This window comes from Pseudomonas sp. FG6 (genome assembly GCF_057809015.1).
Map to the genome: position 1 here is coordinate 72145 of NZ_JBMDJD010000006.1, position 13623 is coordinate 85767.

10 protein-coding genes are annotated in these 13623 nt (G+C 60.7%); 3 read left to right on the forward strand and 7 right to left on the reverse strand.

The window, feature by feature from the left end; genetic code table 11:
• Window positions 1–33: 33 nt before the first annotated feature.
• The 3 genes from ACODSJ_RS05700 to ACODSJ_RS05710 all read left to right on the forward strand — a co-directional run bounded on the left by ACODSJ_RS05700 (window position 34) and on the right by ACODSJ_RS05710 (window position 5186).
• Entirely contained in the window at window positions 34–3342 is a 3309-nt protein-coding gene (locus tag ACODSJ_RS05700) for a type I restriction endonuclease subunit R (protein WP_489100807.1), read from the forward strand.
• Window positions 3339–4040 carry a M48 family metallopeptidase gene (locus tag ACODSJ_RS05705; RefSeq protein WP_489100808.1) on the forward strand — a complete coding sequence of 234 codons (702 nt, stop codon included), beginning with the start codon at window positions 3339–3341 and terminating at the stop codon, window positions 4038–4040. The genes ACODSJ_RS05700 and ACODSJ_RS05705 overlap by 4 nt, the downstream gene beginning before the upstream one ends.
• Before the next feature lie 234 nt (window positions 4041–4274).
• Window positions 4275–5186: a restriction endonuclease gene (locus tag ACODSJ_RS05710; RefSeq protein WP_489100809.1), complete on the forward strand. Its 912-nt coding sequence runs from the start codon at window positions 4275–4277 to the stop codon at window positions 5184–5186.
• Between the two features lie 83 nt (window positions 5187–5269).
• Here the strand turns inward: ACODSJ_RS05710 and ACODSJ_RS05715 are convergent, their stop codons facing one another.
• The 7 genes from ACODSJ_RS05715 to ACODSJ_RS05745 form a co-directional block, all read right to left on the reverse strand.
• Window positions 5270–5629: a DUF6124 family protein gene (locus ACODSJ_RS05715; RefSeq protein ID WP_489100810.1), complete on the reverse strand. Its 360-nt coding sequence runs from the start codon at window positions 5627–5629 to the stop codon at window positions 5270–5272.
• Window positions 5630–6227: 598 nt separating this feature from the next.
• Entirely contained in the window at window positions 6228–7640 is a 1413-nt protein-coding gene (locus ACODSJ_RS05720) for an aldehyde dehydrogenase family protein (protein WP_489100811.1), read from the reverse strand.
• The gene (locus ACODSJ_RS05725) at window positions 7637–8695 is read right to left on the reverse strand and encodes a homoserine dehydrogenase (RefSeq protein WP_489100812.1); all 1059 of its coding nucleotides are present in this window, start codon (window positions 8693–8695) and stop codon (window positions 7637–7639) included. The genes ACODSJ_RS05720 and ACODSJ_RS05725 overlap by 4 nt, the downstream gene beginning before the upstream one ends.
• Before the next feature lie 355 nt (window positions 8696–9050).
• On the reverse strand, window positions 9051–9488 hold the full coding sequence (locus ACODSJ_RS05730; RefSeq protein ID WP_489100813.1) for an Lrp/AsnC family transcriptional regulator: 438 nt from the start codon (window positions 9486–9488) through the stop codon (window positions 9051–9053).
• Between the two features lie 12 nt (window positions 9489–9500).
• On the reverse strand, window positions 9501–10865 hold the full coding sequence (gene thrC / locus ACODSJ_RS05735; RefSeq protein WP_489100814.1) for a threonine synthase: 1365 nt from the start codon (window positions 10863–10865) through the stop codon (window positions 9501–9503).
• A gap of 30 nt (window positions 10866–10895) precedes the next feature.
• Entirely contained in the window at window positions 10896–11780 is an 885-nt protein-coding gene (locus tag ACODSJ_RS05740; RefSeq protein ID WP_489100815.1) for a LysR substrate-binding domain-containing protein, read from the reverse strand.
• A 270-nt stretch (window positions 11781–12050) separates the two neighbouring features.
• A complete protein-coding gene (locus ACODSJ_RS05745; protein WP_489100816.1) occupies window positions 12051–13475 on the reverse strand; it encodes an amino acid permease in 1425 nt (474 codons plus the stop codon).
• Window positions 13476–13623: the final 148 nt, after the last annotated feature.

Consider the following 13623-nt stretch of genomic DNA (forward strand, 5'->3'; position numbering starts at 1 on the left):
ATACACGCCTGAACTGGATTAAAGGAGTAACCCATGGGCTGGGAATTGGATGACGTCGAGAAGCCCTTTGTGGCTCAGTTACAGGGGCTGAACTGGAAGCATATCGAGGGCAGCCTCGACGATCCGGCCATCACTGGCCGCAGCAACTTCAGTGAAGTGATTCAGCGGGCCGCACTGGCCGAGCGCTTGCGTGCCATCAACCTACGCGACGGTCAGCCCTGGCTGGATGAGCAGCGCATTGCCGAAGCACTGGCGGCCGTTACCCGCGTGGGTGCCGGCAAGTTGATGGAAGCCAACCAGACAGTTACTGAGCTGCTGCTCAAAGGCATCACTGTCGACGGCCTCCCCGGCTGGGAAGGCGGACGTGGCCAGACCATCCAGTACATCGACTGGGCCACCCCGGCCAATAACCATTTCAGCGTGATCAACCAGTTCCGAGTGGATTGCCCGCCGGGCTATAACAGCGGCAAGAAATTTATTGTCCCGGATCTGGTGTTGTTGGTGAACGGCATCCCGCTGGTGGTGGTGGAGTGCAAGAGCCCCTCCATTCCAGAACCGTTGGTCGAGGCTGTCGATCAATTGCGTCGCTACAGCAACCAACGCAAGGCGGCCTTCGAGGTCGAGGAGAACGAGGGCAACGAGACATTGTTCGCCAGCGTGCAGCTGTTGGTCGCCAGTAGCTACGACGAAGCACGGGTGGGCTGCATTGGGGCCGGCTTCGGGCATTTCTCCCAATGGAAAACCGTGGTTGGCCCGGATGGCAGTGGCAGCGAGCAGTCAGTGGCCGAGCAGTTGGACAAAGCCAAACTGTCTGAGCAGGAACGCCTGGTGGCAGGCATGCTGACGCCGGCCCACCTGCTCGACTTGATCCGGCACTTCATGCTGTTTATGCAGGTTGGCGGACAGACCATCAAAACGGTCTGCCGCTACCAGCAGTTCCGCGCAGTGAACCGCACGGTGACCCGCATGAAACGCGGGCAGACACGCCTTGAGCATGGCGAGAGCGACCAGCGCGGCGGCATCGTTTGGCACACCCAGGGGTCGGGCAAGAGCCTGACCATGGTATTTCTGGTGCGCAAGATGCGCACGGATACACAGCTGCGTCGCTTCAAGATCATCGTGGTCACCGACCGTAAAGATCTGCAAAACCAGCTCGCCGCCACCGCCACGCTGAGCGGCGAGCTGCCGGAGGTGGCGTCCAATATCGAGGGCGTTAAAGCCTTGGCCCGTCGCCAAGGCCCCGGTCTGGTGTTCGCTACCATTCAGAAGTATCGCAACCCCGAGCAGGAGGAAGGTGGGGAAGCTGCGCCATTTCTCAAAGCCGCAGAAAAGCGCGCGCCCTATCTGGTAAGCAAACCGTTCGAGGTGCTCAACCACGACGAGAGCATTCTGGTATTGATCGATGAGGCGCACCGCACCCAGGCCGGCGATCTGCACGCGAACTTGCTGGCGGGCCTGCCCAACTGCGTGCGCATCGGCTTTACCGGTACACCGATCATCATGGGCGACAAGAAGCGCACCCACGAAATTTTCGGAGCGTTCATCGACAAATACACCATCAAGGAAGCCGAGGCAGATGGCGCAACAGTGCCGGTGCTTTACGAAGGACGCACTGCTCAGGGCGCAGTGAAAGACGGGGCGAGCCTGGATGAGCTGTTCGAAGATTTGTTCCGCGAGCACAGCCAGGAAGAGCTGGAACTGATCAAGAAAAAATACGCCACCAAGGGCCATATCTTTGATGCCCCTGCGCTGATTGCCGACAAGGCGCGCGATATCCTCCGTCACTACGTCACCAATATTCTGCCCAACGGCTACAAGGCGCAGGTGGTGGCCTATAGCCGAATAGCAGCCATCCGTTACTTCCATGCGCTAGAGAGTGCCCGCGATGAGCTGCTGATTGAGGCCGATGCGTTGCCAGCAGCCGACAAGGGCCTTGATGATGAAGCCCTGTGTCAGCGTTCACCCAAGCTACAGGCACGCGTGCAGGCGTGGCGCTATCGCGACAGGCTACGCAGCCTGGAGTTCGCAGCGATTATTTCCGGCTCAAATAACGATCCGGCCGAGTGGAAAACCTGGACGGATGGCAGCAAGCACGAGCAGTTGATCCAGCGCTTCAAGAAGCCGCTGAATCATGAGCAGCCGGGCAAGGCCGATCCACTGGCCTTCCTGATCGTTAAGTCTATGTTGCTCACCGGCTTTGACGCCCCCATCGAAGGGGTCATGTACCTTGACCGGCCAATCAAGGAAGCAGAGCTGCTGCAAGCCATTGCACGGGTCAACCGTACTGGTTTTGGCAAACGCTGCGGCATCGTGGTCGACTACTACGGGGTCGCCAACCACCTGCGCGAAGCCCTAGCAGCCTATGCCGACGAGGATATCGAAGGTGCGCTGAGCAGCATCAAGGACGAGGTGCCGGTACTGCGAGATCGTCATCTACGTGTGGTGGACGTGCTGCGTCGCCAGGGCATCGAGTCGCTGGAAGATGCCGAAGCCTGCCTTGCCGCACTGGAGTCGGAAAAGGTGCGCGCCGAATTTGCGGTAAAGCTCAAAGCGTTCCTCGATTCACTGGACACCGTACTGCCTCGCCCAGAGGGCCTGCCCTTCGTCAAAGATGCCAAGCGTTTGGCCTATATTCACGCTCGGGCACGCGGGCGCTACAAGGACCTGCCGCAATTGGGCAAAGATGTAGGTGCCAAGGTGCGCAAGCTGATCGACGATCACGTTATCTCGCTGGGCATCAACCCGAAGATCCCACCGATTCAGCTCACCGACGCAGACTTCGAGAAGCAGCTGTCGCGCAGCGTCAACGACCGCGCCAAGGCCTCAGAGATGGAGCACGCCATTCGCTCGCATGTGCGCAAGCATGCTGATGAAGATCCGGTGCTCTATCGCAAGCTATCCGAACGCCTGAACGACCTGCTCAAGTCACTGGGCGACCAGTGGGATCAGTTGGTTGAGCAGATGCAGAAGCTCATCAACGAGCTGCGCAGCGGTCAAATGAGCGATGACTACAGCGCTCTGGATTTGCCCGAGCACTACGCCCCCTTCTTGCGCACCCTGCTGGATGTGGTGTGTGCCGACGCCATTCCGCAGTCCGCCGAGCTGCTGCGTTTGAAGGATGTGACAGTGGAACTGGTCGATCTGTTGGTGGGCGAACTCCAAAGCCACCGCGATATCTGGAGCCCACGCAAGCGAGCCGCACAGGAGGAGTTGGCCGGTCAGCTGTTCGATCACTTGATGCGACTGCGTCCGCCCTTGGTGGATAGTGATAAGGCGGGGGCGCTGTCTGATCGTCTGATAGATCAAGCGAGAGCCAGCCATGAACGGTTGATGTTGCTGTGAGTAATCAAACCCTCACCGTAGACGATCTGCAACTGACGCTACGCCGCAGCGCGCGGCGCAAGACGCTACAGATCACCGTCGAGCGTGACGGCACACTTATTCTGTCTGCCCCGCCAGACGTTGAGGAACAAGCGCTGCGGCAATTCGTAGCGGAAAAAAGCTTCTGGATTTACTCGCGTCTCGCCGAAAAGGAACGCCTGCAGCGCTCAATCCCCACCAAGGAATACGTCGACGGAGAGGGTTTTTTGTACTTGGGGCGAAGTTATCGTCTCAAACTGGTTGATGAGCAGGATGTGCCGCTGAAACTTTCTGCCGGTCGCTTCCGCCTGCTGCGTAGCGAACTGCCACAAGCCCGCGAACATTTCATCCGTTGGTACAGCGAACATGCCCGCAGTTGGCTGGCCTTACGCGTCAAGAACCACCAAGCCCGCATGGACCTGACTCCCAGCGGTGTGCGTGTACAGGATCTGGGCTATCGCTGGGGCTCCTGTGGCAAAGGCGCACAGCTCTACTTTCACTGGAAAACAATCCTGCTGCCCAAGCCGATTGCGGAATATGTAGTGGTGCATGAGATGGTGCACCTGCAAGAGCCACATCACACCCCGGAATTTTGGCTCCGCTTGGAGCGCGTCATGCCGGACTATGCACAACGCAAGACATGGTTGGCAGAACATGGGATCGAAGTCGAAGGCGTCTGAAGCTCTTCTCTTGCTCGTGATCTTTCGAACTCCCGATTTAAGATCAATCACGCCACCACAAAGCGGTTGGGGAACACACCTCACGCAATCATCCAGGCATCCACTGAATGCACTCGATATCAGTAAGTCTCCGGCCCAGACACCAGTCACTGTTTAGGGTGAAGGTCTAGGCGCACGACAACCAGGATCCGCACCTGCTTTAATAGACCTCGGCAACTGAACAGGAAGTTACTTATGCCCATCCCGGACTTTCAGAGCGTCATGCGGCCGATACTGGCCACCGTCGCCGACCATACTCCGCTGACACTAAGCGAGCTTCGCGAGCATATTGCCAACGAATTTCAGCTCAGCGAGGAGGAGCGCAGCGAACGTCTGCCTTCCGGCAAGCAAACGATCATCAACAATCGTGTCGGTTGGGCGCGCACCTATCTGAATAAGGCGGGGCTGCTGAGCATTCCGGCAAAGGGACTGGTGCAAATCACCGAACGCGGTCGAGAGGCGCTGAACAACGGGCCGGCACGCATTACCGTTAGATGGCTCAAGCAGTATCCGGAATTTGCCGCGTTCCATACGACCAGTCCCGCCGATGATCCTGCGTCTGCCTTGCAGAGCGAACCGGTCGAACAAGCTACCCCCGACGAGCAACTGGCCGCAGCACACCAGGCGCTGACTCAATCTCTGGCGGACGAATTACTGGCCCTGGTGCGGGCCGCCTCGCCGACTTTTTTCGAGCAACTGGTAGTCGATCTGATGATCGCCATGGGTTACGGCGGTTCACGCAAGGAAGCTGGACGCGCGACGCAACAAACCAACGACGATGGCATTGACGGAATCATCAAGGAAGACAAGCTCGGCCTGGACGTTATCTATCTTCAAGCCAAGCGTTGGACCAACACCGTACACCGCCCGGAAATCGATAAGTTCATCGGCGCCCTCACCCGCCAACGCGCTCGCAAGGGCGTGTTCATTACTACTTCGGACTTTTCCAACGGCGCCCGCGAGGCCGCTCTGAGCCTGGATATCAAAGTGGTGTTGATCGATGGGTTGGAGCTGGCGCGGCTGATGGTTGAAAACAATCTGGGTTGCAGCGTCAAACAGGTTTACGAAGTGAAGCACTTGGATAGCGATTACTTCGTGGAGGATTGACCGCTACCTCAACTCCAAACACAAAAAAAGGTCTTGCCAAGCAAGACCTTTTTTATGCCAGAAGGGCAAGCAATTCCCCGTATCTACCTCACCTCAACAACATCCAAAACCCGATTCGCCAACAACTCACTCAGCTCCACCACCTGCAAAATCCCCAGCACCACATGCCGTCGCGACCCTTCCAGGTCAAACGCCAGATCACTGAGCATCGCATTGGCCGAAGCCAAATTTTCACTGAGATTTACAAGCAGACACTCCGAATCAACATCAGGCGCAATACGGAAAATGGTGTCGGGCTTCTCAGACGTTTCTTTCTTCGGCGTAGGGTTCAGATAAAAATCCAAAGCCCGGTTGGCAGCTTCATCCAGTTTCTTGTTGCGGGTAGATTGAACGCGGGATTCATGTTCGTCTGTGACGGGAGGGTTCGGTGTAATTTTGACCATAGCCTTAGCTCTCTAAATTGAGGCCACGACCCGATCGCGACTAAACGATGGGTGGCAGCTGTACGCAGGTTAGTCGACCGACGAGCTAAGAAATCGGCGCGCCCGAGGGCGCCCTGCGCACAGCCACCATCGAGTGCAGGGATGGGGATACCTGACTGATGGACGCCTAAGCGACTTAGCAACGACGGGCGACTAAACCCGATCACTGATGAGCAGTGACAGGACCCAAGCTACCGACCATCCCCAAGACGCACAAGCCGGCGGATTCTGGCGCAGTTGTAGGCAATGGCGCAAGGCGATGTCGGTCGTGGGTGCTCCCGGGATGCAGCGATAAACAGCTGTCCGGGATGGCGGGTTGTTATGTCGTCGAGAGTGGGTGAAGAGCATCGCGGGCAAGCCTTGCTCCCACAGGGGTTTGGCTTGGTTGCGGGGGTGGGTTGGCTGGCCTCATCGCGAGCAGGCTCGCTCCCACAGGGGCCCGGTTTCCACTGGGGGATGGTGGTACACCCAGGGGGATGGCGGTGGGTTTGGATTTGGGTGTGTGCAAAAAAACATCAGGCAGGTGACCAAACCTGCCCGATGCCAACGACCTGACCTGTTACCCCAATGTATTCAAGCAAACCACCTTCGGCTGGGTCATTTCCTCATACGCAAAGCGCACCCCTTCCCTGCCCAGACTTCCGTACTTGGAGCCGCCAAACGGCATGGCATCGAATCGGAAATCCGACGAGTCGTTGATCATCACGCCCCCGGCCTCGATTCGCCGTGCGGCGCTCATCGCGGTGCCGAGGTCGTTGGTGAAGATGCCCGCGTGCAGCGCGTATTCGGGTTCGTTGGCCAGGGCGATGGCTTCGTCGAAGGTGCCGAACGGTTGCAGGACCACCACCGGGGCGAAGGCTTCGTTGCGCCATAGGCGGCTGTTGTGGTCGACGTTTTCCAGCACGGTGGCGGCGTAGCAGTTGCCTTGGCGGCGGTGGCCGCAGAGTAAGGTGGCACCTTGTTGCAGGGCTTCGTTGACGACTTGTTCGGCGTTTTGCGCGGCTTGTTGGGTGATCATCGGGCCGATGTCGGTGTTAGCGAGCATCGGGTTGCCAACGACGAGGGCTTGGGCCTGGTTGACGAAGCGTTCGCGGAAGGCTTCGTAGATCGGGGCGTGGATGAGCAGGCGTTGGGTGCCGATGCAGTTTTGCCCGGCGGCCCAGAAGGCGCCGGAGACGCAGCTTTCGACGGCGGCGTCGAGGTTGCAGTCGCCCATGACGATGACCGGCGCGTTGCCGCCCAGGTCCATGGCGAGTTTTTTCAGGCCGGCGGTGCGGGCGATTTGTTCGCCGGTGACGAAGCCGCCAGTGAAGGAGATCATGCGCACGTCGCGGGCGGCGACCAGGGCTTTGCCGAGTTCGGCGCCGCCGGTGGCGACGGTGACCACGGTTTCGGGCAGGCCGGCGTCCACCAGGTACGCGACCAGTTTGAGGGCCGACAGCGGCGCCAGCTCGGACGGTTTGAGGATCACCGCGTTGCCGCCGGCGATGGCCGGGCCGAGTTTGTGGGCGACCAGGTTCAGCGGGTCGTTGTAGGGGGTGATGGCGACGATCAGGCCCAGGGGTTCGCGGGTGAACCAGCCTTGGCGCGACGCGGCGCCTTCGTAGGCGTCGAACGGGACGATTTCGCCGGCGTTGCGCTTGGCTTCTTCGGCGGAGAGCTTGAGGGTGTTGACGCAGCGTTTGACTTCTTTTTCGGCCTGTTTGAGGGTCTTGCCGGCTTCGTCGACGATCAGCCGGGCGAAGGCCTTGGCGTCGCGTTCGACGTTCAGCGCCGCTTGTTCGAGGATGCTTGCGCGGCGATGACGCGGCAGTGCGGCGCAGGTGCGCGCGCCGCTGCGACCGGTTTCGAGCAGGTGTGGGACTTCGGAGGCGCAGACATCCGCGACGGCGCCGACGACGGTGCCGTCAAATGGGTTGAGGACTTCGATAAGCGGTTCGACGACCGCCAGGGCCAGGCGCGAGACGTTCACAGGGTGTGCTCCTGTTTGCGGGTTGCCGATTGGTGGATGCTGATGATGTCGGACAGCAGTGCGAAGGCGGTTTCGGTGCGACCTGCGCCCGGGCCGGAGACGGTCACGGCGCCCAGCAGTTCGCTGGTGAACGACACGGCGTTGGTGGCGCCGCTGATGCTCGCCAGTGGGTGGGCGTTGTTCAGCAGGCGTGGTTCGACGCTGGCGCTGATGGAGCCGTCGGCCTGGCGCATGGCGGCGCCGATGAGTTTCCAGCGTGCGCCGTTTTGCCGGGCTTTTTCGATGTCGTCGAGGCTGATGGCGGAGATGCCTTTGCAGGCGACGTCGCTGACGGTGAGTTTGGCGTCCAGCAGTTCGTTGGCGAGGATCACCACTTTGAGGCGCACGTCATGGCCTTCGACGTCGGCCGTCGGGTCGGCTTCGGCGTAGCCCAGGGCTTGGGCCTGCTTGACGGCTTCGGCGAACCCGAGGCCACCTTCCATGGCGCTCAGGACGAAGTTGGAGGTGCCGTTGAGGATGCCTTCGAAACCGGTGATCGAGCTGCCGGCCAGGGATTGTTTGGCCAGGCGAATGACCGGGGTGCCGCTCATCACCGAACCTTCGTATTCGAAGGCGACGTTGTTGCGTTGGGCCAGGGCTTTGAGCTCGGCGCCGTGCAGGGCGATGGGGCCTTTGTTGGTGGTGACCACGTGCTTGCCGCGCTCCAGGGCCCAGCGGCAGAACGAGGTGGCTGGCTCGCCGTCCACCGGGTTGGTGAAGGTGGCTTCGGCGATGATGTCGGCGCCGCAGTCTTTGATCACGGCTTCGTTGAGGGCGTCGACGGTGCCGCCAGGCAGTTGGGCCATGGCGCCTTTGGTGGCGGGCAGTTTGGCCAGCGACGCAGCGTCGAGGCCGTGGCGGTCCATCACCGAACCGAGGAACAGGTCGGTCACGCCGACGATTTTCAGGGTAAAGCCCAGTTCGGTTTTCCACTGCTGATTGCGCTCGGCAATCAGTTGAGCCAATGCCCGGTTCACACCGCCGAAGCCGACCAGCGCCAGTTTGTATTCAGTCATTTTTGTTATGTCCTTGATCCGGGGGATTGGGGTGTAGAGCTTGTTGGGATCTAGGTTAGGGGGGTGGGCTTGGCAGTGAAATATGCCAATTTGCTCTATTTTTTGGGCGGTTTGACCAGGGGGTGGGCAAAGCGACAGGCATGAAAAAAGCCAACATGGGTTGGCTTGGCTGGTTGGCTTGACGGGGTCTATTTGTGGCGAGGGGATTTATCCCCGCTGGGCTGCAAAGCAGCCCCCCAGCAAGATCAACTCGATCAACCTGACACACCGCTGTGGATGGTATTGGGGCTGCTACGCAGCCCAGCGGGAGCAAGCTCCCTCGCCACAGGGTTCACTGTTGTGGCGGATAGCGTGCCTAAACCACCGACGACAACACAAACGAAGTCACGGTGTTTTCCACCCCGGGCAAGGCGGCGATGTCTTTCCAGACTTTGTGCACGCGCTCAGGGTTGGCGGCGCCGACGCGGAGCATCAGGTCGAATTCGCCGCTCATCACGTCGCACTGTTGCACTTCCGGCATGGCCTGCAGGGCTTGCAGCACTTCGGCGCCGCGCATGCGGTCGTAGCGGTAGACGAAGATCACGGCGTTGATGCTCGACGAGGCGTGTGCACCCTCTCCGGTGCGGACGGTGTAACCCTGGATGGCGCCGTCGCGTTCGAGGCGTTCGATGCGTTGGCGCACGGCGTTGCGCGAGAGGTTGACCTTCGCCGCCAACTCGGCGTGGGCGGCGCGGGCGTTGAGGCGCAGTTCGGCGATGATGCGCTCGTCGAGGGGGTCGAGGATTCGCTTCATGTGAGCCTCCTGTTACAGGGCGCCGAGCAGTTGATGGAGAGCACGGACATCGTCCGGCTGGATGCGCTGGATCAACGCCGGGCCCTGCGCCGAAACCGGCGGCTGTGGGGCGGCGATGCCGATGCCCAACTCGCCGAGCAACTGCGCCGACTTGGCCGGTGATATCTCGCCCAAGGTCACCATCGGTGCCACCAGGCTGCGCCGGTACAGGCGCGCCGCGAGCACGCCGGTGGCGGTGTGGGGGTCGATGACGTAGCCGGTGTCGCGGTACAGCGAGGTGATTTCGTTAAGCGTCTGTTCATCGCTGACCGCGTAGGAGTCGATGATCATCCGCGCCTGCAACCAGAACTCGTTGGCGATGGTCATTTCGCCGCTGGTTTCGAAGGTGCGCATCAGCGCGCTCACCGCCTGGTCGTCGTGCCCGTAGAGTTCCCACAAAAACCGCTCCAGGTTGGAGAAGATCGACAGGTCCATGGCCGGCGACAGGGTCTTGCTGGCGCGCAGCCGCGAATAATGGTTTTTCAAGAAGAACTGGTGCAGCGCATCGTTCTGGTTGGTCGCCACGATCATCTGGGTGATCGGCAAGCCCATCTTCTGCGCGATGTAGCCGGTGTAGACCTCGGCAAAACTCGCCGCCGGCACACTGAAACCGATCGGCCTTTGCGCGCCGCCCAATTGCAACACGGCGTGGAAATAAAACACCAGTTGGGCCATGACGCTGACCCAATTACTGGAGTTGAAACTGATCGCTTCGTGCTGCCGGAACAGTTGAGTGACCAAGGTCTGGCACTCGTCGAAGCTGCCCGCGACGGCCACTTGATGAACCCGCGGATGCGCCGTCGCTTGCAGTGCCTGGAGCTGTGCTTGCGGGACGCCGGCCTCGGGGTAGATCACCACCACGTCGGTTTCTTCGCAGTGCTTGAAGGCCTCGATGGCCGCCAAGCCGGTGTCGCCGTTGGTGACACCGATCACCACGGCGCGCCGGGCGGTTTTGCGCAGGAAGTATTGCACCAGCCGCGCCTGCAACTGCGCGGCAAAATCCTTCGAGGAGCGGGTCGGGCCATGGAACAGTTCCAGGACCCATTCGTTGCGATCCACCTGGTGCAGGGGCGCCAGCGAGCGATGGCTGAACTGGCTGCCCGCCTCCTTGAGGATGCGCTTGAAGTCGGCCTCGGGAATCGCCTCGCCCACGAACGGACTCATCACGCGATAGGCCAGTTCGTCATAGGACAAAGTCGACCAGTTGGCCATTTCCTGGGGCTCGAACTGCGGCAGTTCGACCGGGACGAACAACCCGCCGTCCTCGGCGATGGCAGACAACACGACCTTTTCGAAATCGACCTGCACGGCCGAATTCCGGGTACTTACGTAGCGCATGGTTGGCTCCCGTCACTCATAGAAAATCCATCATTTGAAACGGTGCGCCTGCTCGACCAGCCAGGTGGAAAACATGACCGCGTCTGGGTGCTGGTCGGCGCCCGAACTGCGCACCAGGTAGAACGATTCGCTGGCTTCGATGCGCTGGGTGAAGGGTTCGACCAGCCGTCCGTGCGCCAGCAGGTCGTCCACCATCGACGACCGGGCCAGGGCGATGCCCAGTCCCAGCTCGGCCATGCGCAAGGTGCACACCAGCGTGTCGAACTGCATGCCGGTCGAGGAGTCCACCGAGTCCGCACCGACCATGTTCAACCAGTAACCCCAGCCTTCTTCGTAGCCCAGCACGTGCAACAACGGATGCTTCGCCACGTCGGCCGGTGTCTTCAAACTCGCCAACAGGTCCGGCGCGCAGACCGGGAACAAGGTGTCCCAGGTCAGGCGCTGCGACACCAGGCCGGGCCAATGACCGTGGCCCCAGCGGATCTCCAGGTCGTCTTCGCCGTCCAGTTCCTTGACCCAGATGTTGCTGATGTAGCGGATGTCGACGTGCGGATGGGCCTGACGAAAATCCACCAGCTTCGGCGCCAGCCAGTGCACGAAAAACGCCAGGCTGCCACGCACCTTGATCGGCCGGCGCTTGTGCTGGCCGAAAATCTCGTTGGTGCCCACCGCCAGTCGCGTGATCGCGTCCTGCACCACCGGCAGATACGCCTGGCCCTCCTCGGTCAAGCCCAGCCCACGCGGCAGGCGCTTGAACAGCGCGACGCCGAGGTGGCTTTCCAGTTGGCGGATCTGCTGGCTGACCGCGCCCTGGGTCAAGAACAGTTCATCGGCGGCGTGGGTGAAGTTCAGGCAGCGGGCAGACACCTCGAATGCCCGCAACCAGTTCAATGGCGGTAATGGCTTTTGTTTCATAGTCTTGACCTTTAAACCCCCGCCACCGAGCGTAATGTTGTTCACTTACGGTTTGTTTGACTCCAGTGGCGAGGGAGCTTGCTCCCGCTCGGCTGCGAAGCAGTCGCGAACCGGCAAATGCGGTGCGTCTGGTGTTCCGCATCCGGTCGGTTCTGGGGCCGCTTCGCGCTGGAGCGCCAGCCCGGCCCAGCGGGAGCAAGCTCCCTCGCCACAGGGTTGTCGAATACCTTAGATGAACGCATTACGCCACCGAGCGCACCTGCCCCGCCTTCAGCTGGACGGTTGCGCCAGGGCCGCGACCGACAAGCGTTGCTGGCGGCCCTTGCGGGTAATGAAATACACGAAATAACACCAGGCGATGAAGGGCACGCCGAAGTACAGCGCCACCCGCTGTTCAGGGTCGAAGGCGATCCCGACACACGCCAGGCTGCAGCATACCAGCGCGCCCAGCGGCACCCACGGATAACCCCGCACGCGGAACTTGAGGTCGCGAATGTCGCCGCCGTTGGCCACGTAGTGACGACGGAAACCGATCTGGCTCGCGGCAATGCTCATCCACACCACCACCACGGCCAACCCGGAGATCGACACCAGCGCCAGGTAGATGGTGTCGGCGGCGAACACGCTGCTGAGCAACGAGGCGGCGCCACCGGCCATGCTGACGATGATCGCGTTGAGCGGCGTGCCCAGGCGGGTCAGGGCCGAGAATTGCTTGGGCAGGTGGCCCTGGTCGCTGAGGGTCCAGAGCATCCGCGACGCGGCGTACAACCCGGAGTTGGCCGCCGACAACAAGGCGCTGATGATCACGAAGTTCATGATGTCGGCCGAGTATGGGATGCCGATGTAGGTGAACACGGTGACGAAGGGGCTTTCCACCAGCCCGGCCTGTTCGCGGGGCAACAAGGTCGCCAGGACAAAAATGGTCCCGACGAAGAACACCGCCAGGCGCAGCACGGTGGTGCGGATGGCCCGTGGCACGTTGCGCTGCGGGTCTTTGGTTTCGCCGGCGGCAATGCCGATCAGTTCAGTGCCGGAGAACGCGAAGGAAACCGCCAGCAGCGTCATGGCAATCGGCATGAAGCCAGTAGGAAACAGCCCTTCGCGAGTGAAGTTGCCCAGCCCGATGCTGTGGGCCTGGTCGATGTGCAGCAGGCCGAGAATCGCCCCGCCACCGATCAGCAAGAACACCACCACAGTCACGACCTTGACCAGCGACAACCAGAATTCGGTCTCGGCGAACAAGCGCACCGACACCACGTTGGTCAGGAAGACAAAGCCGGCGAACAGGGCGCTCCAGATCCACACGGGGGTGTCGGGAAACCAGCGGGTCATCAGGATGCCCGCGGCGGTGAATTCAGAACCGATGGCGACCGTCCACGTCAGCCAGTACAACCAGGCCACGGTGTAGCCGGTGCCCGGCCCGAGAAAACGCGTGGCGTAGGTGCTGAACGAACCGGTTTCCGGCATCTGCACCGCCAGTTCGCCCAGGCACATCATCACCATGTAGACCATCAGCGCGCCGATGATGTAAGCGATCACCGCCCCCAGTGGGCCGGCCTGGTTAACGGTGTAGCCCGAGGTGAGGAACAGTCCGGTACCGATGACACCGCCCAACGCCAACATGACGATATGCCGTGTCTGCATTTCCTGTTTAAAGCCGGAACTTGAATCACGTTGTTGTTCTTTTATGGACATGGTTGTTCTCATGAAAGTAATGGGGCGCGCATCAACGTCCGCGACAAGTTGCCAGGCAGAGTAAAGTACGTCGCCACTCGGTTTTATTATTATTCCTATTTCATGAACGCCCCACACACGGCCTTGTGGTGGGGTATCAACTTTCAGA

Excerpts from the sequence above, each read along its gene's own strand:
- ACODSJ_RS05700 (WP_489100807.1), top strand. The coding sequence starts at position 34 with ATGGGCTGGGAATTGGATGACGTCGAGAAGCCCTTTGTGGCTCAGTTA.
- ACODSJ_RS05710 (WP_489100809.1), top strand. The coding sequence starts at position 4,275 with ATGCCCATCCCGGACTTTCAGAGCGTCATGCGGCCGATACTGGCCACC.
- ACODSJ_RS05715 (WP_489100810.1), bottom strand. The coding sequence starts at position 5,629 with ATGGTCAAAATTACACCGAACCCTCCCGTCACAGACGAACATGAATCC.
- ACODSJ_RS05725 (WP_489100812.1), bottom strand. The coding sequence starts at position 8,695 with ATGACTGAATACAAACTGGCGCTGGTCGGCTTCGGCGGTGTGAACCGG.
- ACODSJ_RS05730 (WP_489100813.1), bottom strand. The coding sequence starts at position 9,488 with ATGAAGCGAATCCTCGACCCCCTCGACGAGCGCATCATCGCCGAACTG.
- thrC (WP_489100814.1), bottom strand. The coding sequence starts at position 10,865 with ATGCGCTACGTAAGTACCCGGAATTCGGCCGTGCAGGTCGATTTCGAA.
- ACODSJ_RS05740 (WP_489100815.1), bottom strand. The coding sequence starts at position 11,780 with ATGAAACAAAAGCCATTACCGCCATTGAACTGGTTGCGGGCATTCGAG.
- ACODSJ_RS05745 (WP_489100816.1), bottom strand. The coding sequence starts at position 13,475 with ATGTCCATAAAAGAACAACAACGTGATTCAAGTTCCGGCTTTAAACAG.